Raw genomic sequence first — 23,295 nt, 5'->3', positions numbered from 1 at the left:
ATCGATGCCGGAGGTCAATGCACATTCCGCGATAAAAACGATTATATGGGAATGGCAGACCGATAAGGCCGAACCTATATCCGCCCGGAAATGGAAGCTTGCCGCGGGCTAGCAATGTGCGGGCCGCGGCGTTATTGGCCCTGTCCGTCAAGATACCATCATAGTCGGCCGTTATGGAGGATGCATGGACAAACCCTGGAAGATCAGCCGCGGGCCAATTGCGGCGACCGAGCTCGATGTGGAGAAGGCAAACGCGATCAACAGCATGTTGATCCGGCCGGTCGGCGTGCTTCCGGCCAAGCCCGGCGATCCCGTTCTTCCCTTCGCCGTCGGCCTGTTCAACGAGCTGCGTCCGCTATTAAAACCCGAGGCCGGGGTAACGACGCTCCGGCGCGCGACCGCCGCCTATGTCCATTGCCGGCGCTATTATTTCGCCAGCGCCCAGCCCGATTCCATGCGCCACAACATCGACGGCGAACCGGTCGACCCCTTGTCGGCCGAAGACCGGCTGGTCGCGCAGAAGCGCTTCCTGAGCCTCAAGCAGGGCGCTAAGGCCGAGGCGCCCGAGCCGGCGCCGGTTCCACCGCCCGTCCTCAACAAGAACGAACAGATTCGCGCCGCTCTTCTGCGCGGCAGAAAGAGCACCGTCAGCTGACTTTGGCGATTGGCGGATTTTTCACCCGCAACAGCGCCATCAGCATCGGACCGAGCGCGAATTCGCCGCCTCCGGCGCAGCGCGTGAGATCCCTGAGATAGCCGCCGGCGGAGGTGATGCCCCCTCCCCTTTGCAGGATGCAGGCCATGACGGTGGCGGCGTTTTCCGGCCCCATCACCGAACAGGCTTCCTCATAGGCCGGCGGGCTGACGCGCAGCATCGCGCGCACGGTGATCGCCGCCGTCATCAGATCCCGCCAGCTGCCGATGGCCCCGCCCGGACCGTATTCGATGATATCGGGGCAGGCCTGCAGCACCATGCCGAGCGGGAAGGATTTCAATCTCCCCGCATGCGGCCGAGACACGGCCCGCCATCCCTGCCCGCCATCCCCTCGCCTGCTCTGGTCATGGCTTTCCAGTCCTGCCCTCGTCTGATCGTTCCGCCTCGCCTCCTGCCCCGTTTCCAGGCCCGGTTCAAATTCAGATAGGGATTCGGGATTCGAATTCTGTATGTGGCGCTCACTCTGGGATTCATTGGTGCTCGCCATTTGCATTTTATCGTGCGATTCCAATGTGTTGATGATGGAAAGGCGAAGCGTTTCCAGCTCTTCGAGAAGCGGCGGCAGATTTTCGAGCTTTGTCGCCTTCGGGATGCGCCGCAGCAGTGTGTGAAACAGCGAAGACACCCGCTCCCACTCTCCGGGAACGGTTTCCTCAAGTGCTGCTGCGATGAGCTTGACGATGTCGCGTCGGCAGATCGTCAGCCGCTCCTTCATTGCCCGCAGCCTCTGCCGGTCGGCGGCGAGCCCGGCGGCCATCGCCTCAATTTCCGATGCGCGGGCGAGCAGCGGCGCCAGGCTGAAGCCATAGGCCTCGTCGATGCTGCCTTCCCTGCCGCGGCGGACGTAACGCTTGCCGTTCGGGCTGTCCTTGCGGGAGATGAGGCCGGCCTCAACGAGCACGGCGAGATGCCGGCGAAGAGTGGCGGCGGCCATGCCGCGTGCTCGCAGCGAAAGCTGCACATTCGAGGGAAAGACCACCAGCCCTTTTTCGCTGGAGAGCTCGTCCTCGGGATAGAAGCTCAGCAGCGCGTCGAGCACGGTGAGCGCCCGGTCGGTCACGCCGAGCCCTGCCCGCGCCTCGCAGACCGATCGGAACAATTTCCATTTGTTGCGCGTGGTTCCAGCCGCGATCGCTTCGCCGCGCCGCTGTTTCAGCAGCAGGGCAAGCGACATCGGCCGCCGCCCGAAGGGCGTCGTCACAGATTCACTCTCCATTTCCTTCACCTCTCATCAGGCAAAAGAAATCCGCTCACCGAAACGATGGGAGGAGGAAAAGCGCTGCAGCGTCATTGCCGCATCTGAAAAGACACGGGTGCGCGCTTCAGGACTCTTGACGGGGATTCGTGAAAATGCGATTCTCTGTCTTGCTTAAGGATGTGAGAAGGGCTTCCACGACTCGTTCGTTTGGGGGCCTTTTTCTTTTGCGGTTTCAGTCTCCTTGTGTGCCCTCCTCGGCGAGGAATTGCTCATAGAGCGCATCCAGCCTGCCGGAGAGAAATTCCCCGAAGCGGCCGGCATTCCTCGCCTTCATCGAGAGCGAGAACGCCTTGCCGTCATTCTTCATTTCCGCCTGAACCGCCTTGTCCAGCGGCTGCCATGTCACCTTCCTGGCGGCGGCGGTTTTCCTGACCGGCCGCGCGCTTTTGTTGAGCGCCGCATAGAGCGCTTCGAATCGTTTGTCGGAGGGTAACTCATGAAAGTTGTCGTCCTCGAGGACCTTGGCGACACTTGCGGCATTGGCCGATTTGCCGGCGAGCAGCGACAGTTCCACCCAGCGTTCGCGGCCGACGCCGGGTGCCGGGCCGATCGCCTGGACGACCTCCTGCGGCAGCCGCTCCATCACCGACATCATCTTCGAGACCGAGGCCGCATTGGCGGCGAGCGCCGTCGAGATCACCTCTCTGTCATAGCCGAGCTCCTCCAACCGCTTGGCGAAGAGCGCCCGCTCGATGAAGGTGAGGTCGGCGCGGGCCGAATTTTCCTGGCCCTGGGCGATGACATGGGTGCGGTCGTCGATCGCCTTGACGACGGCGCGGACATTGCGGCCGAGTTCGCGGGCGGCGCGCAGGCGCCGGTGGCCGAACACGACCTGATAGCGTCCGTCGATCTTACCGTGTGGGCGCACCAGGATGGGCGTGTGCTGTCCGCGTGCACGGATCGCCTCGACCAGCGCGCGGAACGCCTCGTCGTCTTCCGACAGCCGGTCCTTGACGAATGAGACCTCGACGACATCGGGGTCGAGATCGACCACCGCCTCGCCCTCGAGGAATTTCTCCGCCTGCTTGGCAAGCTCGTCCAGCGATCGGACGAGCGAGCGGCCTGCCCCGCGCATCGGATAGTTCGGCGCGCCCGCGCTCTCGGGCATCTCGGTGAGCCCCTCAAGCAGATTTTTCCGTGCCATGACTTCCTCCGATTGCAGTCATTCCATTGATTTGCTTCATGGAAACGGTGAATTTGTCGGCCGACAAATTCACCGCCCCCATGCCTGGTGAATGAGCCCGGCGATCTCGGCGTTGACGGCGTCCATCGCCTCGATCGCGCGATCATAGGTTCCCCGGTTCATCGAGGAGCGCTCGACCTCATAAAGCGTCTGCTTGGTGATGCCGGCATCCGAAATCGCCGTCGATTTGACCATCTGGTTCCTCAGCATGAATTCGTGGAACATGGTCGACATGAAGCCGACCATCTGCGCCTGCGGCACATCGGTCGGCTCGTAACGGGTAATGAGGTAGCGGTACCAGGAGAGGTTCACCTCGGCGCCGGCAGCGCGGATCGGCTTCAGGATGCCGCCGAGCATGAGCAGGAACTGGCCCATCGACATGACGTCGAGCATCTGCGGATGGATGGTGATCAAGACGCTGGTCGCCGCCGTCAGCGCCGTTAGCGTGAGGTAGCCGAGCTGCGGCGGGCAATCGATGACGACGACGTCGTAGCGATCGTCGACTTCGGCGATCGCGCGCGAGATGCGGGTGAAGAAGGTCTTGCCGTCATTGCTCGATTTGTCGGCCATGGCGAGCGGCGTGTCGTACTCGTACTCCTGCAGATCCAGATTGGCCGGCACGATATCCAGGCCGGGAAAATTGGTCTGGTGGATGATTTCCGACAGCTTCTTCTTCTCGCCGTCGTAGCGGATCGCCTCGTAGAGCGAGGAGGCCTGGTCGAATTCCGGCTGGAAGCCGTGCAGGGAAGAGAGCGAGGCCTGCGGATCGAGATCGACGGCGAGCACGCGGTGGCCGGTCAGCGCCAGATGCTGGGCAAGATGGGCAGCTGTTGTCGTCTTGCCCGAGCCGCCCTTGAAGTTGACGACGGCGATGACCTGCAGCTTCTCGTTTCCGCGGCGATGGGGCACATACATGCGGCTTTCGGAGCGGCCATGCGCATCGAGATAGCGCCTCAGTTCCAGCATCTGCTCGGCGCTGTAGGAGCGCCGCCCGGAAGGCGAGGTCCTGGGACAGGGGCCTTTGCCTTCGAGATGCAGCTTCTTCAGCGTGCTCTGCGACGCGCCGACATAATTGGCGACCTCCGCCAGCGAGAAGCTGCGCAGCGTCTTCTTCGCATTCGGCGGAAAACGCTGCACGCTGAGCAGATGCAGCTTCTTCGATATCACGTCGCCATGTTCGAGAATCTGATCCTCGAAATGCAGTGGTGCTGCCTTCAAGGCATTCAAATTAGCGTTCATCGGCGGCAATCTCTCGGATAACGATTTTCGGGATCAAAAGCCCCTCTAACCGTTATTATCCGCGATTCTCCGATACCGGCCAAGAAATTTAAGGTTAACGCATATTAACCTTTTGGCCGCGTATTCAAACACTTGCTCGGTGCTGCATGATGTCTGAGAGGCCGGGGAGTTTGGGCCGGGGGCGCTGATAACGCGCCCCCGGCGGCGCCCGGCCGAAGGGGAGGGGCATTCGGCGGGCTTAACTCAACGGCGCTTCGCCTGTGGTGATCCGCTGCTCGTCGGCGGCGAAGAGGTGCACGGCATCGTGGATCGGCGCGATCTTCAGGATGTCGCCGGGCGCAGCCCTGATCCGCTCGCGGAAGACGCAGGTCAGCGTCTGCCCTCCCAGCCGGACGAGGACGAGGGTTTCCGAGCCCGTCGGCTCCACGACGACGGTCGTCACCTCGATGCCTTCAGGATCGAGCGCGATATGTTCGGGACGTATGCCATAGGTGACGGCGTTTGCCGGGCGCCGCTCGCTCGGCAGCAGCAGGCCATCCACGGTCCTGAAGCCGTCTTCGCCCATGCTGCCCTCGATGAAATTCATCGCCGGCGAGCCGATGAAGCCGGCGACGAAGAGATTGCTCGGGCGATCGTAGAGTTCGAGCGGCGAGCCGGACTGTTCGATCAGCCCGTCCTTCATGACGACGATCTTGTCGGCCATGGTCATCGCCTCGATCTGGTCGTGGGTAACGTAGATGGTGGTCGTCTGCAGCCGCTGATGCAGTTCCTTGATCTCCGAGCGCATCTGCACGCGCAGCTTGGCGTCGAGGTTCGACAAGGGCTCGTCGAACAGGAAGACGGCCGGATCGCGCACGATCGCCCGGCCCATCGCCACGCGCTGCCTCTGGCCGCCAGACAATTGCTTCGGATAGCGCTCCAGCAGATTTTCGAGGCCGAGGATCTTGGCGGCATTGACGACCCGGTGGTCGATCTCCGACTTCGGCATGCGCTTCAGCCGTAGCGAGAAGCCCATGTTCTTGGCGACCGTCATATGCGGATAGAGCGCGTAGTTCTGGAACACCATGGCGATGTCGCGATCCTTGGGCGCCAGCTCGTTGACGATATGCTTGCCGATCTGGATCTGGCCCGAGGTGATGCCTTCCAGCCCGGCGATCATCCGGAGCAGCGTCGATTTCCCGCAGCCGGAGGGGCCGACCAGCACGACGAACTCGCCGTCACCGATATCCACCGACACGCCTTTGATGGCTTTGAACGCGCCGTAATCCTTGCGCGCATTGTTGACCGAAACATGGGCCATGAAACTCCTCCAGAATTCGCCGTCAAAGTCCGTTCAAGACACTCTTGAGATAATCGAGGCCGAGGCGTTCGCCCTCCTTGCGCGCATGGAGATCCTTGCCCGGCCAGCCATAGGCGGTGTCCTCGTGCTCGATCGAGAGCGTGCCATCGAAACCATGTCCGCGCGCCTGGCTGAGGAAACGCGGCCAATCGAGAAGGCCGAGCCCCGGCAGCTTGTATTGCCACCAGCCCCTGCCGTGATAGCCGATCGCCTGCAGGGCCTGCTTGTCGATCGCCGTATCCTTGGCATGCAGGATGGCGAGGCGATGCTTCACCGCCTCCATTGCGTGATAGGGATCGACGCCGATGCGGATGAGGTGCGAGGGATCGAATTCGAGCCCGAAGCGGCGATCCGGGATTCTGGCGAAAAGCTCCTGCCAACCCTTTGGCGTGGTGCCGATGAAATTGTCTTTCGGTCCCGGCCAGTTTTCGATCGCGAAGGTTAGGCCGGAGGATTGGGTCTCGACGATCAGACCGTTCGCGAAGTCGGCGAAATCGTCGTAGTTGACCTCGTCGCTGGCGCTGTCGTCGCGGCCCGGGAAGATCACGAAGATCTGCACGCCGGTCTCGCCGATCGCCTGGGCGAACTCCGCCGTCCTTGTCCTGAGCTCCCGGCGCTTGTCGCGGTCGGCATCGAGCTGGTTGCCGAAATAGGTGATCGAGGAGACGAAGAGGCCGCGCTGCCTCGCCAGCGCGACGGCGTCCGCCACTCGGTCCGGTGTCTTGATGTGGCCGCCGACATCGATCTCGATGGCGTCGAAACCGGCCGAGGCGGCGAAATCCACCACTTCCTCCAGCGGGCGGTCATTGAATGTCGAGGTATAGAAGCCGATCTTCACCATATCCTCCCGCGCCTTGCGGCCGTTTCAACTGTTCAGCCGATCCATGAATTTGAGCGGCGAGCGCGTGCGTTGCGCCACATCCGCCGATGCGAGCATGAGGGCGGCCGCCATCGGCATCGCCGCCGCGCCGATCGCCGAGGCGTCCTCGCCGAGCGAGGCGCGATGCAGCGAGGGCAGGTTTGTATCCTCGGCGTCGAGATGCTCGTGCACATAACGCAGCAATTCATCGACGATGCGGATCGGCAGCCTGCCGCCGACGAGCACGGCATCGGGATCGACGATCATGGCGATATGTTTGACGGCGACCGCCAGATGCGCGCTCATCTCCTTCAGCCACTGCGAAACGAGACGCTTGCCCTGCGCGTCGAGCGCCAAAAGATCCTGGGGAACGCTCACTTCGATGCCGTGTTTGGCCAGGAAATCATAGAGGAAGAACAGCGAGAAGATCTCGCCGAGAAGCTGGACCTTCTGGCCTTTGCCGTCGCGGCCGTCGGCGATCGGCAGCCAGCCGATCTCGCCGCTGAGGCCCATGGCGCCGCGATGGCCGTTGCCGTCGAGCACCAGGCCGCCGCCCGGGCAGGCATTGACGGCGATGTAGAAAAAGCTGCTGCTTTCGGCGCCGAGGCCGTAATCGAGCTCGGCAAGGGCAGCAGCATTGGCCTCGTTTTCGATGAAGACGGGATGCTGCGTCAGGTTCTCGAGGGCGGCGCGCACATCGAATTCCGTCCATTCCTGATAGGCATCCGGCTTGCCGAGCAGCGAGATTTCGCCAAGCCAATCCGGCACCGCCAGCCCGATGCCGCAAAGGCGCGCATCGTCGATCAGCCGGCTGCGCTGGAAATGCGAGATCGCGTCCGATGTCAGCTGCATGAATTCACCAGGCAGGATGAAGCGCTTCTCGTGATGGACCCGGGCGCGGACATTGCCGACGGCATCGACGGCGAGGATCGTCAGATGGTCGCGATCGATGTTGATGCCGATGGCGTAAGAGGCGTCCGGGTTGATCTCCAGCTCGATCGCCGGCTGGCCACGCAGCCCGTGGCGTCGGCGCGCTTCCATAATCAGGCCTTCATTGAGCAGGCGGTCGACGATACGGGCGATGGCCGGCTTGGTGAAGCCGGTCCGCCGCGCGATTTCGGCCCGCGAGATCGGCGCCTGGCGGTGGATGCAGCGCAGGACGACGGCCCTGTTGTGCTCGCCGGCATCTTCGACATTGGCCCCCGTCAGATCCGGGGAGAGCCTGGCGCCGAGCGTCTGGTTCATGCGTTCGATCCTTCCTCACGCGTCAAGAAGCAGACCGTCTCATCCCTTCACCGCGCCGCTGGTCATCGCGCCGAGGATTAGCCTCTGCAGCGACAGGAAAGCCACGATTGCCGGAACGACCGAGATCAGGCAGGCGGCGGCAAGCAGCTGGATGGATGAGTCGGTCTGCATGCCGCGGAAGTTAAAGATTCCGACACCGATCGGCATCAGGTCATTTTTAGTGAGCAACAGGAAAGGCACCAGGAATTGCGACCAGCCGGCAATGACGGTGATGATGAAGACCGAGGCGATGCCCGGCGCCGACAGCGGCAGAATGATCCGCCAAAAGACCGAGAAGCGGTTGCAGCCATCGATCATCGCCGCCTCGTCGAGGCTGCGCGGAATGCCGTCGACCGTGCTCTTCAACAGCCATGTCGCAAGGGGAACGCCGAGCGCGATATAGACCATGACGACGGCAAAATGCGTATCCAGCATTCCGAGCCGGTTCATGTAACGGTAGAGCGGCACCATGATGACGAGCGGCGAGATCATCTGGAAGAGCAGCAGCCCCATCATCGACAGGCCCTTGCCGCGGAAATTGAAGCGGGAAAAAGCGTAGGCCGCGGGCAGCGCCACGATCAGCACACCAAAGCCGCTGAGCGCCGCGAGCTTGAGGCCGTTCCAGAGATAGATCGGGAAATAGCTGTTGTTGAGAACGGTGATGAAATTGTCGACGGTCGGATTGTTGGGGATATAACGCGCCGCGCCGCGATAGATCTCGCGCTTGTCGCGCATCGCCATCGACAGGAGATAGGTGAGGGGGCCGGCGAAGAAGATGAACATCGCCAGCATGAAGAGATAGCTCATGGCATCGCCGAGCGGTGTTCCGGTGCGTCGGCTCATTGCTCTTCCTCCTTCGGCAGGAACGAGGCGTAGATGAAAGCGAGGCCTAGGCTGATGATCAGCATCACCACGGAGAGCACGCTGCCGCCGGAGAGATCGTAGTTCCGGAAGACGATGTTGAAGACGTAGAGCGAGATGACCTCGGTCGCGCGCCCGGGACCGCCGCCCGTCAGCGTGATGATCGCATCGAAGGTGTTCACCGTCTGGATGGTGATGAGGATCATGTTGACGAGGATGGCAGCGCGCAGCTGCGGCAGCGTGACGAAGAAGAACTGCTGCGAGGCGGTGGCACCGTCGACTTCGGCAGCTTCATAGAGCGAGGGATCGATCGCCTTCAGCGCCGCATACATGACGACCATGGAAAAGGCGGTGCCGCGCCAGATGTTGGAGATCAGCGTCGACCATGGCGCGATGGCCGGATCGGATAGCCAGGCAACGGTCGGCATGTGCATCAGCCTCAGAATGCTGTTCAGCGCGCCGTAGGGCGCTTCGGAAAACAGCATCTGCCAGATGATGCCGCCGGCAATGCCGGGCACGACCCAGGCGACCAGCGCCGTCGTTCTCAGGATCGTCGTGCCGAACAGGCCGCGCTTTTCACCACGGATGACCGTGACGGCGACGGCAAGGCCGAGGATCTGCTGGCCGATGACGCTGCCGCCGACGAAGATCAGCGTCGCCCATAAAATGTCGGGCAGCTGCGGCGAGCTCAGCGCATTGGTGATCGAGCCAAGCGTATAGTCCTGATTGTCGCCGATCAGCGTGGCGTTCGTGAAGGAAAGCCGGAAAACATCGATGACGGGGTAAAGATAGAATATGCCGATGACGATGATCACGGGCATGATCCAGGGCAGGGGCGCGCCGGCGAAACGGCGCATGAACGTTCTGCTTTGAGGCGGGCTGTCGGCCTCGATGGCAATAGGGCTCATTGGCTTCTCTGTCCTGATTTGGCAAAGCCGGCGACGCCCGCGGGCGGGCGCCGCCGCTGTCTTATGCGTTGGAGATCGCGGCTGCCCCTCACCCTAACCCTCTCCCCGCTCGCGGGGAGAAGGGACGTGCCCTGCGAGAGGTAGAAGGGAACGGAGAGATCGCGGCTTGTCCCTTCTCCCCGTCACAACGGGGAGAAGGTGGCGGCAGCCGGATGAGGGCCTTCTCCTGAGCTTAACCGCAGCATCACAGACGCTTGTAAGCCTCCATCGCCGCGCTGAATGCGGCATCCAGAGCTTCTTCCGGCTTCTTTGTGCCCGAAAGCACGTCGCCCATCATGATCTGGATCTGGTTGGATATTTCAGGATAGATCGGCACGCCCGGGCGAGCCTGGCCGTTGACCAGAGCCTGGGCGAAGGTCTTGTTGGCTTCGGTAGAGAAGACCTCATACTTGTCGAAGAGCGATTTGCGGGTCGGCAGCTGCTCCTGCAGCGCGTTGGCCGGGCCCATATAGACCTCGCGGGCGAGGTTGGCGCACATCTCGATTTTGTCCTTGTCCTTGCTGAAGGACGCGATCGTCCAGCCGCCAGTGCCCGTTGAGCGCTGATCGGCCGTCGGGCCGGGGATCGGCGAGAAGGTCCAGTTGGCGAACTCGTCTTCGTCCAGCGTCGTCTTCAGCTGCGCATATTGCCAGTTGCCGCCGATGAAGAGGGCGGTCGTGCCGGCTGCCGCGGCAGCGTTCATGTCGTCGTAATTGGCGATGGTGCTGACGCGTTTGGGAGCCGCGCCGGAATCGACGAGATCCTTGAAATAATTCAGCGCCTTCAGGAATTTTTCCTTATTCTCGCCCTCGCCGAAGACGGGCTTGCCGCTGTCGTCGACGAGTTTGCCGCCGAGCGCCCAGTAATTGGCGAGCCAGTCGAACGTGGTGCCTTCCCAGCGCCCGCCATTGAATAGCACGCCTTCCATGCCTTCCTTGGTGGAGGCAAGGGCGGCCTTCTTCAGGTCGTCCCAGGTCTCAGGCGCATCTGCTACAATCGACTTGTTTCGGTAGAGCACGCGAAGGTCCGTATCCCACCACCAGGCGCGCACCGTCTGATCCTTGTCGGTGATGCCGGCGCGGATGAAGGGGAAGAGATCGTCCACTTCTTCCTTGGAGAAGTAGGGCGTGAAATCGGCCAGCACCTTGTTGACCATGAACTGAGACAGCACGAAGGAGTCGACGGCGGCGCAATCCGGCGCATTGCCGGCCTTGGCCTGTTCCAACATCTTGGCCTGCTCAGTGCCGATGTCGGAGGACATGAACTGCATCTGCAGTTTCCACTCGGGATGCTTCTTGATGAATTCGACGAACAGCTTCTGATAGCCCTCCGCAATGGCGGGGTCGGAGTTGTTCGGGCTGTCGTTGGTCAGGCGGACGACCAGGGTTTTGGCCGCATTGGCGAGGCCGATCCGGTCTTTACTAGCTAGTTCCTGGGCAAAAATGGCGGATGCTGAAAATAAAACAGTGCTCAGCGCCAATGCGCTGATGGTCGCGCTCTTCATGATGGGTCTCCTCCCCATTTGGAACGGTTACAGCCTGGCGGTCAGTTGACCTCTCCTCATTTCCGTGCTGCATTAAATAGATTAAGTTACTTTGATTTGATGTCAAGCCAGAGCTTTGGGAGGATCGAGATGCTGGCGACATTCAACAGCAGCTAGCGCGCCCCCGGGGAAAATCGAGTCGACTTCGCGAGGCATGCGCCGGTCCGCTATGTTGGAGCGCTCTCCTGGACGCTCGCCGCATCCACCTCGCAATTTTCCCGAGGAAGAGCCCGAGCGACCGCGGATGGCCGTGACCGCAAGCGGCGGTTTTTGCCCGGCGGCAGCCGGAAATCCAACTCTGTGGAGGAGAAGATGCGTTTACTTATTCTCGGCACCGGCGGCATGGCCAACCAGCACGCCGCACGCTTCAAGGCGATCGAAGGCGTCAGCGTCGTCGGTGGGGTCGATGTCGTCCCGGAAAGGCTCGCGGCCTTCTGCACCGAACATGGCATCGCCAATCATTTCCTCTCGCTCGAGGATGCGCTTACCTGGGGCGAGTTCGATGCGGTGGCCAATGTCACGCCTGACAGCATCCACCACCCGACGACGCTGCAGGCGATTGCCGCCGGCAAGCATGTCTTCTGCGAAAAGCCGCTCGCCACCGATGCGGTCAAGGCCATGGAAATGACCGAGGCGATCGAGCGGGCGGGCAAGGTCGGTATGGTCAACTTCACCTACCGCAACTCGCCGGCGCTGCAGAAAGGCCGGCAGATGGTGCTCGCCGGCGAGATCGGCGCGGTCCGCCATGTCGAGGCGTCGCATCTGCAGAGCTGGCTGGTCGGCCGCCACTGGGGCGACTGGAAGAGCGAGAGCAAATGGCTGTGGCGGCTGAGCAAGAAGCACGGCTCGAACGGCGCGCTCGGCGATATCGGCATCCACATCGTCGATTTCGCTTCCTACGGCTCCGGCCTCGACGTCGCCCATGTTTTCGCGCGGTTGAAAACCTTCGACAAGGCGCAGGATCACAGGATCGGCGAATACGATCTTGACGCCAATGACAGCTTTACGATGAATGTCGACTTCACCAATGGCGCAATCGGCACGATCCAGGCAACGCGCACCGCCGCCGGCCAGATGGACCAGCTGCGGCTTAGGGTCTATGGCGAAACCGGCTCGGTCGAGATGATCTACGACACCGGCAATTCGACGCTGCGCGCCTGCCTCGGCGAGGACGTGCACACGGCGACCTGGCGCGACGTGCCCTTCGATCCCGTCGAGACCAACTACCAGCGTTTCGTTCAGGCGGTGCGGGCGGGCAAAACCCAGGAGCCGTCTTTCCGCCGCGCGGCGAATATCCAGAAGGTGCTCGACAAGGCGCTCGCTTCCGATCTCAGCCACAAGGACGAGGCACTCACTTCTTAGGCCGAAGCCGGCGGCAGCAGCAGCGTGTTGAGGAAGGGCAGCAGCGCCGCACCGAGCGCGACACCGCCGCCGCTGAAGCTTGCCGGCCGCATCGGCGAAATCCACGGCGTGATGATCGGGCGTGTGGATGTATCGCGCCGCTCGATCGAAAGCTGGTGGATCAGCGCCTCGATCACGCCCTGCGGCAGATCTCCGCCGATCATGACGGTGCTCGGGGCGAAGAAACCGGCCATGGCGATGATCGGATCGAGCAGATGGCCGGCAGCCTCGCGGATCCATTGCGACAGCAAGGGGCAGGAGAGTTCCTCGCCCTTCAGCAGCCGGGCGAAGTCCTCGTCGCCGATGCGCGCGCGCAAGGAGCCGAAGCCGACAACGGTATTGAGCAGAACATTGTCCGGCCCCGTCAGCATTTCGCCGATGCTGCCCGCCCGCCCGTGCACGCCGGAATAGGGAACGCCGCGGATGAGGAAGCCCGCCTGCACGTCGTCGTCGATGATGATCATCGCGAGCCCGCCCTCCGGCAGGGCGCTGCCGATGGTGCGTTCGGCAAGAAGGCCCGCCGTGCACTCGTTTTCCACATAGGGACGCGCGATCGTCGACATCGCGGCGATCGCGTCGCTCTCATCCTCCGTCCAGTCGTTGGCGGCAATGCCGAGCCCGATGACAGGCAGGGCGGGGTGCCGATCGACCAGGTCACGGGCGGCCGCATGCACCAGCCTGACCTTGTCCGCCGGATCTACGTCGAAATAGGCCCGCTCATGCACCTGGCCGCTCAGATCCACGAGCACGATCTCGCCGCGCCGCTCACGAAGCTTGACCCCGACCGAAAAGGCCCCTTCCGGCCGCAACGCGAATTCCGTCGCCGTAGCGCCGCCACGGAGCCCGTTGCGGCGGTTCGACGTGACGAGCTTCTCATCCGCCAGCCGCCGCAGTATATTGGTGATGCCAGGCCCGGTCAGCCCGCTATGCCGCCCCAGCTCGGTGCGGGTCAGCGGCCCATGCCGGCGGATCGCTTCCAGGATGACGCGAATATTCCGGTCGGCGATTTCCCCCGACCTCAGACCCACCGTTTTGGCGCGCGGACCGCCCATCTCCTGGGTGTGAAGCCGACGCGGCCCTGACCGAAGATACCGCATGACCGTCTTTCTTAGAGCACTATCCGATTGTGTATCACGCTTGCAGGTGTTCGTAACAATTTTCCAGTAGGTGGTGTAACGAAGGGCTGCGGCTCTACACAGTTAAGGCGTGCTTGGAATTACTTGCGTGGAGAGTTGACCGATGACCAATGAACATTCTCCCGCCACCGACCGTGACCCAAACGCCGCCCAGCCAATTCTCGTACTGCGAGAGCGTTAGATACCTCTCCATGATCCTTGGCCTCCTGGCGCTCTTTTCCGTCTATCTCTCACTTATCGCCCTTGGGCAGATCGAAATGAGCAGACGCACGAGCGGTGTCGGAGAGGGCTTGTTCGCGATCGTCTTCCTCGGCCTCATCGTTTATGTCGTGGTAAACGCTCGGAATGTGGACTTCACGAAGCCCATTATGGTGATCGGGCCCGACGGCATCATTGCTCAAAGGCTGCCGAAGCCCATCCCTTGGTCGATGATCGAACGTGTCGATATCCCCCAATCCGGGCAGGCGGAATTCATCTATGTGACTGTCCGCAAAGACGCTGATCCCGAGATACTTGGACAGTTGCGCAAGGAGCAGCCTGTTGAAAGGACCGTCGCGATACCGCATAGATGGGTTCCGGGGTTCAGTTCAAGCGAAGTCAAGGACATCGTGAATCACTACTTTGAACGCTCACGACAAAGCTGAAGCGGAATGAATATCTGCTTCCGGCGGCTCATCGCTCCGACCGGCCCTATGATTTAGTAGCTGCAAGGGCGATCGTTGCCGAAGCCGTCCCGGCAGGCAGGTCTGAGTCCATAGTCGACGCTGCTGTATCCAACCGAGCCGGTTTGCACCGAGTCTGTTGAGCTGGTCGTGCAGGAAGACAATGACAAGGCAACCGCGATGACGGCTGCTACGGCTGCCAATGATTTGCGAATCTGGAGCATCCTACCCTCCCAATCGCCGGCTGAGAGCCAGCGTCTTCAGTGTGATTCCCCTGCAGATAGGCGGATGCGACGATCGGTAAACTGTTGCGCCCGATCAAGATTCCGTTATTTGTTGAAAGTGCGGCGCCGGCTTTCGAGCGGAGGACACCATGCCCGCAGCAATACTGATTGGAGCCTCTGGTTCCGGCAAAACGACCATCGCTCGGGCAATTGCCGAGCGCTCTCCCGACGATACGGATGTTCTCTTCTTCGACTCGATAGGCGTGCCGAGCGCTGAGGACATGATGCGTGAATATGGATCGGGCGAAGCTTGGCAGTTGGCCAAGACGGTCGAATGGATGAGGAGGATCGCCGAAATTGCCACGTCAGGACGACAGGTCGTATTTGAGGGCCAAACGCGGCTTTCATATTTGGCTGAAGGCGCGGTCGCCGCGGGCTGGGGCGACTATATCCCGATCCTCATTGACTGCAATGATGCCACAAGAGCCGCTCGGCTGACTTTCGACCGACGACAGCCCGAACTCGCTAATCCCGAGATGATGAAATGGGCGAAGTATCTGAGACTAGAGGCGCGAGCGCATGGATGTGAGGTTTTAGACACCTCTGCCATCTCGGTAGAGCAAGCCACCTCTTGTGTCTTGAGCCTCATACTGACCGCCGGTACGCGGCCATCGGAGCCTTCTCTATCGTCGAGGTGACGCGGCGGTAATGAGGGTTCACAACAACCCCTTTCGGACTTGACGGCAAATCAAAGTTACTTAATCTAAGCGCCGCCAGGAACCGCTGGGAGGAGGGCCGGCATATCGCGATCTCTGCGCCATCTTCATCTCCCAAGCCATGACTCCGAAATCGCTCGCCGCCGATTTTTCAACAGGGATAGACCATGCCTCTGACAATTGCCCAACGCCTCGATCGCCTCAAAGTCCGCATTGCCGAGCTGGCGCACTGGCGGGATCGGCAGAGTAGCCCGATCGACGGCTGGACCTTCGAGGGCGAGCCGATAAGCCATCAGCAGGATTGGCCGCATCGCCAGGGCGTGGTGCATTTTGCTGCCAGCGCCGAGGCGCCGGCGGGCTGGCCGCTCGTGGATATCCGCCTGCAGCTCGATCTCGGCGGCGAGAGCCTGATCACGCTGAGCTATCCGGATGGCCAGAGCGAGACATTCGGGCTCGATCCCTATCATCAAGAGTTTCCGGTCAAGGGCCGCCGCTTTTCGATCGCGACGGAAAGCGTCGCGCGTTTTCCCTTCGGCGAACCGAACCGGGCGCCGAGACTGAACAAGGCCCGGTTCATCTGGCTCGACGGTCCGGCCCATCGCCTGCATCTTTTGCTGAAGCAGGTTTCCGAGGCGATCGAGGTGCTTGGTGATCATGAAGTTGTGCCGCATCTGGCCGACGCCGCCGAGCACGCCTTGCGCAGCCTCGACTGGCCGTCGGATACCGCGACCTACGTCTCCCGCACCGCCGATGCCGTCATGCAGCAGAAGATCTGGGAGCTGCCGGAACTCGAGGAGAATCCGACAGGGCTCTCCCACCAGCAGAGTGCTTCGGCATCGTCCGCCTTCGAAGTGCTGACGGCGCGGCTGAAGGAATTGCAGAAACGCTTTCCGCCGAATGGCGAGCTGCTGCTGACCGGCCATGCACATATCGATCTCGCCTGGCTCTGGCCCTATCGCGAGACGCAGCGGAAGATGCGGCGCACGTTCAACACGGCGCTGTCGCTGATGGAGCGTTCCGACGATTTCCGCTTCAACCAGTCGACCGCGCATTATTACGCGCAGATGGAAGAAGAGGATCCGGAACTTGTCGAACGCATCAAGGCGAAGGTCGCGGATGGAAAGTGGGAAACCGTCGGTGGCATGTGGGTAGAGCCCGATACCAACATGCCGACCGGGGAGAGCCTCGTCCGCCAGGTGCTCTACGGCCAGCGCTATTTCGAAAAGACTTTCGGCTTCCGTCACACGGTGTGCTGGCTGCCGGATTGCTTCGGTTTCTCAGGCGCGCTGCCGCAGATCCTGAGGCAGGGCGGCATGGACAGCTTCTTCACCATCAAGGTCAATTGGAGCGAGACCAACCATATTCCCTCCGATCTTTTCTGGTGGAAAGGCCTCGACGGCAGCCAGGTGCTGACCCACACCTTCGACAATCCGATGCAGGGCTATAACGGCTTCGTGCAGGCCGATTGCTACGTGCCGACCTGGAAGAATTTCCGCGGCAAGGTGCAGCATCATGCCTCGCTTCTCGCCGTCGGCTATGGCGACGGCGGCGGCGGCGTGACGCCCGAAATGGTGGAGCGCGAAGTGCAGCTACGCGATTTTCCCGCCATTCCGCAGGCGCGCTGGGGCACGGTCAAGGGTTTCTATGAAGAGGCCCACCGCACCGCATCTGAAAAGAGCCTGCCCGTCTGGGACGGCGAGATCTATCTCGAACTGCACCGCGCGACGCTGACGACGCAAAGCGGCGTCAAGCGCAAGCACCGCCAGGCCGAGCGTGCGCTGATCACCGCCGAGACCATTGCTTCGCTTGCCCATATGCTGGGCGCGGACAAGCCTAGAAGCCTGGAAGCCGATTGGCGCGTGGTGCTGAAGAACGAGTTCCACGATATCCTGCCGGGCTCGAGCATCCGCGAGGTCTATCAGGATGCCGAGCAGGAGCTTAGCGGCGTGATCGACAATGCCGGCGCCGAGCAGGCAAAGGCCTTGCAGGCGCTCTCGGCCCATCTGCCGAAAGGCGGCGTCGGCAATGCGCTTGTCGTCGTCAATCCGTCGCTTGCGCCGCGGCCCCTCAGCGCAAAGCTCGCCGACGGAACCGTCGTCTCGGCCGCGGATATCGTCGCTCCCCTGTCCGTCGCCGTCTTTGACAGGCAGGCGCTGCGGTCAGCGGGGGAGTTGAAGGCAACATCCGATCGCCTCGAAAACGATCATCTCGCCGTCGTCATCGGTAGGGACGGAGCGGTTGCGAGCCTCGTTCATAAGGCGAGTGGCCGCGAAGCGGTCGACGGCTCGGCAAACCAGCTCTGGGTCTATCCGGCCGACAAGCCGCGCAATTGGGACGCCTGGGATATCGATGCCGATTATGCTGAAAAGGCCGTCCGTCTCGAAGCGCCGGAAAGCATCTCGCTCGTCGAAAGCGGCCCGCACCGCGCGGCGATTCGCGTCGTTCACCGCTACCGGAATTCGAGCGTCACGCAGACCTACGTGCTCAGCGCCAATGCCAAGCGGCTCGACATTGAAACGACGATCGACTGGCACGACCGCCGCACACTGCTGCGCACCCTCAATCCGGTTGACGTCAAGGCCCGCAAAGCCGCGTTCGAATGTGCCTTCGGCATCGTCGAGCGGGCGACGCACACCAACACTTCCTGGGAACAGGCGATGTTCGAGGCTGTCGCCCATCGCTTCGTCGATATCAGCGAGCCGGGATTTGGCGTTGCGCTGCTCAACAATGCCAAATACGGCCACAGCGCCCGCGGCAATGTCATCGGCATGAGCCTGGTGCGCGGACCGGTCTATCCCGATCCGCTGGCCGACGAAGGCGAGCAGAGCTTCACCTATGCGCTGATGCCGCATGACGGCGCCTGGCATGAAGGCGGCGTGCTCGACGAGGCGATCGATCTCAACCAGCCACTCGTCGCGCTTGGAGCTCAAGGCCTCTCGGCCGGCACTTTCACGCCGCTGGCGATCAGTGGTGTGCCGGTTGCCTTTTCGAGCCTTAAGCCGGCGGAAGAGGGCGATGGCCTGATCCTGCGCCTCTACGAACCCGCCGGCCGGCGCGGCCGCCTCTCCCTTGCCCTGCCATCCGGATGGTCGGTATCGCAGCCGCTCAACATTCTCGAAGAGCCGATGGCGCGGAAAGGCCCCGCCGACATCATGCCGTTCGAGATCAGGACCTGGAAGCTGCAACGGGCCTGAGACTGTTCTTGAGATGACTCGCAGCAAATGCTGGGGGGCGTTCCCCTCACGCGAGCCTGCCCGTCCTATCGGCTAGGGGAACTGGTGACGGCGACGGGCGAGGCTGGGCCAGACCCAGGATCGACGAGCATGTCCGGTCGATCGCAACGGCCGCAAGAGAACAGTCGACCGGCCTTTTCGAAGTCTCGACCGCGGTCAACCAGATGGATCAGGTCACGCAGGGGAACGCGGCCATGGTCGAGGAAACCACGGCCGCGGCCAACCGGCTGGCGGAAGAGGCGACCAATCTTTCCCGGCTTGGCTGATCGCCCGTTTCAACCTGGACGCCGTGCAGATCGCGCCCCAGGCCGTCACCCCGCAAAGGAGACGGTCGCCTCGCCAGCGCACCCGCTCGGCCAGAAACTCGCCGGCGCCTTTGGCGGTAGTGCTGCACGGCGACTGCTGCCGCGGCCTCCTGCGAGGAGTTCTGACGGAAGCGCGTACGGTCGGCTCTTGAAAGCGACCTCAATGTGCTGATGAAATCGTGATCAGTTTGCCGCCGGTCGAAAAGCCTCGGGTCGAGCGGCGAAATTCTCGACCACGAAATCCACGAAGGCGCGGATTTTGGGTGAAAGCTGGCGGTTCGACGGCCAGACGAGCGAGAGCGAGCCTAAGGGCGCCATGAAGGTGGTGAGGGCGGGGATCAGGGTGCCGGCCCTTATGTGCGGCTCGGCGACATAGACGGGCAGATGCGCGAGCCCGAGCCCATCCTTTGCCGCCCGCAACCCGGCATCCGTATTGTTGAACGTCAAGTTTTTCGGCAAAAGCAGGCGCTCGTGCGGCGGGCGGAACGCCCAGGGCGCGGTGCGGCCGCTGGATGGGTATTTGAAGTGAATGCAGGCGTGCCCCGAGAGATCGTCAGGCGTCTCCGGCTGTCCGTGAAGTTCGAGATAGGCGGGGCTCGCGCAGACGACGAAATGCTGCTCGCCGAGACAACGGGCGATCAGCCGCGCATCGGCAAGCTCGCCGCTGCGCACGACCACATCGAGCCCTTCCGTAATGAGATCGATGACCCTATCTTCAAAATCGATGTCCAGTTCGATCTCTGGGAACTGCGCGGTGAAGCTTGGTAGGATCGGCAACAGAAGGTGGTGGCCGACGATATGCGGAACGCTGATGCGCAGGCGCCCCCTCGGGCGGTCCCGGCCCTTTGATACGGCTGCCTCCGCGTCCTGCATGTCGTCGAGGACGCGTTTGTAGCGCTCGTAGAGGACAGTCCCTTCCTCGGTCAGGCTGATGCTGCGCGTCGTGCGGTTGAAGAGCCGCACGCCGAGGCGGCTTTCCAGGCGCGCCACCGCCTTGCCAATGGCCGAAGGCGAAATGCCGGCGAGACGCGCGGCGGCCACATAGCTTTGCTGTTCGGCGGCATGAACGAAGGCGACGACACTTGCGAGACTATCCACGGCCACATCCCGATTGAGGACATTTTTTCCTTTATGTAAATCCAAGCACCATGATTGATCAACATTGCGTAACAAATATCCTTTGTCTCGGATCCAGCCCAACTTGCAGGAGCGAATGCCATGCGGGACTATGCTAAGGAATTGCCCGAGCACAGGGAAAAATTCGTCGGCGAGAATGACCTTTTCCTTGAGATATTTCATGGGGACCATGGCTCGCGACAGCCCGGCCGGCCGCCTCTGCTGTTCGTCCATGGGGCCTTCACCGGAAGCTGGATGTGGAGCAAGTACATTCCACATTTCATGGCCGCAGGATGGGATTCTTACTGCATCAATTTGCGCGGCCACTACAAAAGCAGATCGGTCGATTTCACGCAGGTCGAGTTCGCGCATTATCTCGAAGACATTCGAGAGGTGATCGCCGAAATCGTCGATGAAACGGGAAGCCCGCCTGTCGTGATGGGCTTCAGCATGGGCGGGATCCTCAGCCAGAAACTGGCGGAAAGCGTGGAGATCGCCGGGCTGGTGCTGATCGATTCCAGCATCTGCAGGCAAGTGCATGACGCGGTGCCCTATCAGGACCTTGCCCCGCGGGCGCCCGGCCTCGTCGTGCCCGCACCGGCGCGAGGCGAGCAGTTCACCGCCGATGAGACCTCCGAGGATATCGCGTTCCAGCGGAAATACCTGTCCATGGAGTCAGGCAAGGCTTTCGGCGCCTTCTCCTTTCATTTTGGAGCGCAGGGAATTTCCGTCGACGGCGGCCGCATCACCTGTCCCAGCCTGGTCATCTCAGCCGTCGGCGATGAAGACGATGACCACCGCGGCCGGGCGGCGGCGCGGCACATCGGCGGCGAATACTTGGGTCTTTCCGGTACGACCCACACGGGTCTGCTGGTTGGGCAAAGGTATCACGAAGCGGTCAGCAGCATTATGGATTGGTTGGCACGCTTGGAAAATTGCTCCAGTCAACCTTCCAAGCCGTGGCCCGCGAATGGACACCAAAATAGGCTTCCCGGTGCGACAAATATCGAGCTTCACGGGCCTCGATGCGATAAGTGAGCATCTGGCGCGCTTCGCTTCAAAACCTGCAATCAAGCCGATAGTCTGGCAACGAGATGCCCTGGCAAGGTGACTGCTTCGACGGCGCGGGCTCCGATAATCATCTCTACGATCGTGTTGATCATGTCATAAGTGGGTTGCTCGTAAGTCGTCAGCCCATAGGCGGGCGTCGCGCCAAGCGCGATATTGTCGAAGCCGACCACCGCAAGCTCTTGCGGAACGCGGCAGCCAAATTCACTGCGGGCGGTATCCATGGCTCCTAAAGCCAGGATATCGTTTTCACACATCAATACATCCACGCGCGAAGAAGAGGGGGTCGCGCTCAGATAGGCTCGCGCCGCCTCGGCGCCCGCCTCAGCACTGTACCGGTCCGCATTCAGTTCTACGATGCTCTCCACGCCCTTCTGCCTCCAGAAGTTTGCGTAGTGGTGGCGCCTGCCGAGTGCGGTCGACAGGGTTCTTGCTCCCGTCATGAAACCCGGACGGCGATATCCCTTGTCGAACAGGTAATCGACCATTTGCCTGAGAGCGAGTTCAGCATCGCAGGCGATTGCAGGGACGCCGGGGATCTGGCTGTCTCTTGCCAGAACGAACATCGGCGGAAAACCTGGGCCGAGGCGTCGATCGCCCAGAGTTTCCTCGCGAAACGCCGTACCGAAGAGAATCACGGCGTCGAATTGCCGTTGGTCGGCATTGATCAAGGCGTGTACATGATCGAAATGCCGATTGATGTTGATCAATACCGTCAACAGACCCTCCGCCTGCAGACGCTCCGTGAGCATCTCCAGAACCGGAAGCTTGTGCGGATTGGCAAAGTCGTCGACGAAGACCGCGACTTGATGCGTGATGTTTGTCGCAAGGCTGCGGGCAAGCAAGTTCGGCGAATAGTTCAGCGCCTCGGCGGCCTGAAGCACTTTATGCCGACTGGCGTCGGTAATGGATGCGCCTGGTGTAAACGCACGGATCACCGTCCATTTCGATACGCCGGCGGCTTCCGCTACCTCCTTCGCCGTTGCCCTTTTGCGCATGCGGGTCTCCTCTCAGTTGGAATGAATATTCCATAAAAAATAAAAATGGAATGGATGCTTGATTTTTACGGACAATAAAGTAATTTGGCTGCGCTTGCTACCGGTAGCAAGTGAGATGCAACCGGTAGCAAGCGGCGAGGTCCGCGTAAGGCGGACTGTTTTTGGGAGGGTAAAATGAAGTTAGGTTTGAAATCGCTTCTCGCCGGCGCGGCCGTTGCTGTTGCGCTCATGTGCTCTTCGGCAGTTGTCAGCGCTGCGGACATTCGCATCGTTGCCGTCACTCATGGCCAGGCCAATGACCCGTTCTGGTCCGTGGTTAAGAACGGCGTCAACGCGGCTGCGAAGGATGTCGGCGTCAGCGTCGACTATCGGGCGCCGGAAACATTCGACATGGTCTCGATGGGGCAGCTCATCGATGCGGCCATCAATCAGAAGCCTGACGGTCTTATCGTATCGATTCCGGACGCCTCGGCGCTCGGCCCGTCCATCAAGAAGGCTGTGGCCGCCGGCATTCCGGTTATCTCGATCAACTCGGGATCGGATGTTTCGAAGGAGTTGGGAGCGCTTCTGCATGTCGGCCAGGACGAATACACCGCGGGCAAGGCCGCCGGTGCGAAGCTGCATGAGCTGGGCGGCAAGGAAGGCTTGTGCGTGAATCAGGAGGTCGGCAATGTCGCGCTCGATCTGCGCTGCAAGGGCTTCGCCGACGGTTTTGGCGGCAAGGTCACGGTTCTGCCCGTCAGCAACGATCCTGCTGATGTCCGCGCAAAGGTCAAGGCGGCACTGAGTTCCAATTCGGCGGTTGATACCGTCATGGCGCTTGGCGCCGGAACCGCCGGCGAGCCGTCGCTCGCGGCTGTCGAGGATGTTGGAATGACCGGCAAGATCAATGTCGCGACCTTCGACCTTTCGGCCGATTTCCTGAAGGCCGTGGCCGACGGCAAGGCAGCCTTCGCGATCGATCAGCAGCAGTTCCTGCAGGGCTATCTGCCGGTCGTATTCTTGGCCAACTACGCCAAATACGGGTTGATCCCTGGAGGTAATGTGCCATCCGGCCCCAATCTTATCACCAAGGAAAAGGCCGCCCAGGTCGTCGATCTGTCGGCCAAGGGCATTCGCTGACCAGAACTGCCGGAAGGCATTCTCTCAGAATCTCCTCCCTCTCAAGGGGAGGGGGTTCGGTTGACCGAGCGCTGCCGAGCAGCGCC

20 protein-coding genes are annotated in these 23,295 nt (G+C 61.6%); 7 read left to right on the top strand and 13 right to left on the bottom strand.

Translation table 11 applies throughout. The features are described from left to right. The first annotated feature begins 184 nt into the window (after positions 1-184). Entirely contained in the window at positions 185-655 is a 471-nt protein-coding gene (locus PYR71_RS22785; RefSeq protein WP_275620934.1) for a ProQ/FINO family protein, read from the top strand. On the opposite strand, the gene repC is transcribed toward PYR71_RS22785, so the two are convergent. From repC to PYR71_RS22740, 9 genes are all read right to left on the bottom strand, one after another. Further along, complete coding sequence (repC, locus tag PYR71_RS22780) at positions 648-1,931, bottom strand: plasmid replication protein RepC (protein ID WP_275620933.1); 1,284 nt, start codon at positions 1,929-1,931, stop codon at positions 648-650. The two genes, PYR71_RS22785 and repC, sit on opposite strands and share 8 nt — an antisense overlap. Before the next feature lie 214 nt (positions 1,932-2,145). Further along, on the bottom strand, positions 2,146-3,117 hold the full coding sequence (gene repB, locus PYR71_RS22775) for a plasmid partitioning protein RepB (protein WP_275620932.1): 972 nt from the start codon (positions 3,115-3,117) through the stop codon (positions 2,146-2,148). Positions 3,118-3,186: 69 nt separating this feature from the next. Beyond that, positions 3,187-4,395 (bottom strand): plasmid partitioning protein RepA, encoded by a 1,209-nt coding sequence (gene repA / locus PYR71_RS22770; RefSeq protein ID WP_275620931.1) that lies wholly within the window; start codon positions 4,393-4,395, stop codon positions 3,187-3,189. Positions 4,396-4,633: 238 nt separating this feature from the next. After that, positions 4,634-5,695: an ABC transporter ATP-binding protein gene (locus PYR71_RS22765; RefSeq protein WP_275620930.1), complete on the bottom strand. Its 1,062-nt coding sequence runs from the start codon at positions 5,693-5,695 to the stop codon at positions 4,634-4,636. Between the two features lie 22 nt (positions 5,696-5,717). Continuing rightward, positions 5,718-6,572 (bottom strand): sugar phosphate isomerase/epimerase family protein, encoded by an 855-nt coding sequence (locus PYR71_RS22760; RefSeq protein ID WP_275621042.1) that lies wholly within the window; start codon positions 6,570-6,572, stop codon positions 5,718-5,720. 27 nt (positions 6,573-6,599) lie between these two features. Then, positions 6,600-7,838 (bottom strand): ROK family transcriptional regulator, encoded by a 1,239-nt coding sequence (locus PYR71_RS22755; RefSeq protein WP_275620929.1) that lies wholly within the window; start codon positions 7,836-7,838, stop codon positions 6,600-6,602. A 39-nt stretch (positions 7,839-7,877) separates the two neighbouring features. Further along, entirely contained in the window at positions 7,878-8,720 is an 843-nt protein-coding gene (locus PYR71_RS22750) for a carbohydrate ABC transporter permease (RefSeq protein ID WP_275620928.1), read from the bottom strand. Beyond that, the gene (locus tag PYR71_RS22745; protein WP_275620927.1) at positions 8,717-9,646 is read right to left on the bottom strand and encodes a carbohydrate ABC transporter permease; all 930 of its coding nucleotides are present in this window, start codon (positions 9,644-9,646) and stop codon (positions 8,717-8,719) included. Before PYR71_RS22745 ends, PYR71_RS22750 begins: the two co-directional genes overlap by 4 nt. A gap of 244 nt (positions 9,647-9,890) precedes the next feature. Then, positions 9,891-11,189 carry an extracellular solute-binding protein gene (locus PYR71_RS22740; protein WP_275620926.1) on the bottom strand — a complete coding sequence of 433 codons (1,299 nt, stop codon included), beginning with the start codon at positions 11,187-11,189 and terminating at the stop codon, positions 9,891-9,893. A 351-nt stretch (positions 11,190-11,540) separates the two neighbouring features. Here PYR71_RS22740 and PYR71_RS22735 point away from each other — a divergent pair, with 351 nt between their 5' ends. Beyond that, positions 11,541-12,590 (top strand): Gfo/Idh/MocA family protein, encoded by a 1,050-nt coding sequence (locus tag PYR71_RS22735; protein WP_275620925.1) that lies wholly within the window; start codon positions 11,541-11,543, stop codon positions 12,588-12,590. On the opposite strand, the gene PYR71_RS22730 is transcribed toward PYR71_RS22735, so the two are convergent. Beyond that, positions 12,587-13,726 (bottom strand): ROK family transcriptional regulator, encoded by a 1,140-nt coding sequence (locus PYR71_RS22730; RefSeq protein ID WP_275620924.1) that lies wholly within the window; start codon positions 13,724-13,726, stop codon positions 12,587-12,589. The two genes, PYR71_RS22735 and PYR71_RS22730, sit on opposite strands and share 4 nt — an antisense overlap. 230 nt (positions 13,727-13,956) lie before the next feature. Here PYR71_RS22730 and PYR71_RS22725 point away from each other — a divergent pair, with 230 nt between their 5' ends. After that, complete coding sequence (locus PYR71_RS22725; RefSeq protein WP_275620923.1) at positions 13,957-14,409, top strand: hypothetical protein; 453 nt, start codon at positions 13,957-13,959, stop codon at positions 14,407-14,409. A 53-nt stretch (positions 14,410-14,462) separates the two neighbouring features. On the opposite strand, the gene PYR71_RS22720 is transcribed toward PYR71_RS22725, so the two are convergent. Continuing rightward, positions 14,463-14,651 (bottom strand): hypothetical protein, encoded by a 189-nt coding sequence (locus tag PYR71_RS22720; protein ID WP_246720401.1) that lies wholly within the window; start codon positions 14,649-14,651, stop codon positions 14,463-14,465. Positions 14,652-14,800: 149 nt separating this feature from the next. Here PYR71_RS22720 and PYR71_RS22715 point away from each other — a divergent pair, with 149 nt between their 5' ends. Both PYR71_RS22715 and PYR71_RS22710 read left to right on the top strand, forming a co-directional pair. Continuing rightward, positions 14,801-15,349 carry a DEAD/DEAH box helicase family protein gene (locus tag PYR71_RS22715; protein WP_275620922.1) on the top strand — a complete coding sequence of 183 codons (549 nt, stop codon included), beginning with the start codon at positions 14,801-14,803 and terminating at the stop codon, positions 15,347-15,349. Between the two features lie 185 nt (positions 15,350-15,534). Then, entirely contained in the window at positions 15,535-18,561 is a 3,027-nt protein-coding gene (locus PYR71_RS22710) for an alpha-mannosidase (protein WP_275620921.1), read from the top strand. 527 nt (positions 18,562-19,088) lie between these two features. On the opposite strand, the gene PYR71_RS22705 is transcribed toward PYR71_RS22710, so the two are convergent. Continuing rightward, a complete protein-coding gene (locus tag PYR71_RS22705; protein ID WP_275620920.1) occupies positions 19,089-20,003 on the bottom strand; it encodes a LysR family transcriptional regulator in 915 nt (304 codons plus the stop codon). A 120-nt stretch (positions 20,004-20,123) separates the two neighbouring features. Between PYR71_RS22705 and PYR71_RS22700 the strand changes: the two genes are divergently transcribed. Next, positions 20,124-21,059 carry an alpha/beta hydrolase gene (locus PYR71_RS22700; RefSeq protein ID WP_275620919.1) on the top strand — a complete coding sequence of 312 codons (936 nt, stop codon included), beginning with the start codon at positions 20,124-20,126 and terminating at the stop codon, positions 21,057-21,059. A gap of 32 nt (positions 21,060-21,091) precedes the next feature. Here PYR71_RS22700 and PYR71_RS22695 read toward each other — a convergent pair whose 3' ends face one another. After that, positions 21,092-22,087: a substrate-binding domain-containing protein gene (locus tag PYR71_RS22695; RefSeq protein ID WP_275620918.1), complete on the bottom strand. Its 996-nt coding sequence runs from the start codon at positions 22,085-22,087 to the stop codon at positions 21,092-21,094. 174 nt (positions 22,088-22,261) lie between these two features. Between PYR71_RS22695 and PYR71_RS22690 the strand changes: the two genes are divergently transcribed. Then, complete coding sequence (locus tag PYR71_RS22690; RefSeq protein WP_275620917.1) at positions 22,262-23,209, top strand: sugar ABC transporter substrate-binding protein; 948 nt, start codon at positions 22,262-22,264, stop codon at positions 23,207-23,209. Positions 23,210-23,295 lie beyond the last annotated feature (86 nt).

It is taken from the genome of Rhizobium mulingense, from assembly GCF_029194105.1.
GTDB lineage: Bacteria > Pseudomonadota > Alphaproteobacteria > Rhizobiales > Rhizobiaceae > Rhizobium > Rhizobium mulingense.
The sequence above is the reverse complement of the archived record's forward strand: the minus strand, read 5'-3'. Positions and strand labels throughout refer to the sequence as shown.

Coding starts and splice junctions, on each gene's coding strand:
- repB (WP_275620932.1), bottom strand. CDS start 3,117: ATGGCACGGAAAAATCTGCTTGAGGGGCTCACCGAGATGCCCGAGAGC.
- PYR71_RS22745 (WP_275620927.1), bottom strand. CDS start 9,646: ATGAGCCCTATTGCCATCGAGGCCGACAGCCCGCCTCAAAGCAGAACG.
- PYR71_RS22695 (WP_275620918.1), bottom strand. CDS start 22,087: ATGCGCAAAAGGGCAACGGCGAAGGAGGTAGCGGAAGCCGCCGGCGTA.
- PYR71_RS22755 (WP_275620929.1), bottom strand. CDS start 7,838: ATGAACCAGACGCTCGGCGCCAGGCTCTCCCCGGATCTGACGGGGGCC.
- PYR71_RS22700 (WP_275620919.1), top strand. CDS start 20,124: ATGCGGGACTATGCTAAGGAATTGCCCGAGCACAGGGAAAAATTCGTC.
- PYR71_RS22750 (WP_275620928.1), bottom strand. CDS start 8,720: ATGAGCCGACGCACCGGAACACCGCTCGGCGATGCCATGAGCTATCTC.
- PYR71_RS22735 (WP_275620925.1), top strand. CDS start 11,541: ATGCGTTTACTTATTCTCGGCACCGGCGGCATGGCCAACCAGCACGCC.
- PYR71_RS22720 (WP_246720401.1), bottom strand. CDS start 14,651: ATGCTCCAGATTCGCAAATCATTGGCAGCCGTAGCAGCCGTCATCGCG.
- PYR71_RS22740 (WP_275620926.1), bottom strand. CDS start 11,189: ATGAAGAGCGCGACCATCAGCGCATTGGCGCTGAGCACTGTTTTATTT.
- PYR71_RS22725 (WP_275620923.1), top strand. CDS start 13,957: ATGATCCTTGGCCTCCTGGCGCTCTTTTCCGTCTATCTCTCACTTATC.
- PYR71_RS22730 (WP_275620924.1), bottom strand. CDS start 13,726: ATGCGGTATCTTCGGTCAGGGCCGCGTCGGCTTCACACCCAGGAGATG.
- repC (WP_275620933.1), bottom strand. CDS start 1,931: ATGGAGAGTGAATCTGTGACGACGCCCTTCGGGCGGCGGCCGATGTCG.
- PYR71_RS22785 (WP_275620934.1), top strand. CDS start 185: ATGGACAAACCCTGGAAGATCAGCCGCGGGCCAATTGCGGCGACCGAG.
- PYR71_RS22690 (WP_275620917.1), top strand. CDS start 22,262: ATGAAGTTAGGTTTGAAATCGCTTCTCGCCGGCGCGGCCGTTGCTGTT.
- repA (WP_275620931.1), bottom strand. CDS start 4,395: ATGAACGCTAATTTGAATGCCTTGAAGGCAGCACCACTGCATTTCGAG.
- PYR71_RS22765 (WP_275620930.1), bottom strand. CDS start 5,695: ATGGCCCATGTTTCGGTCAACAATGCGCGCAAGGATTACGGCGCGTTC.
- PYR71_RS22710 (WP_275620921.1), top strand. CDS start 15,535: ATGCCTCTGACAATTGCCCAACGCCTCGATCGCCTCAAAGTCCGCATT.
- PYR71_RS22715 (WP_275620922.1), top strand. CDS start 14,801: ATGCCCGCAGCAATACTGATTGGAGCCTCTGGTTCCGGCAAAACGACC.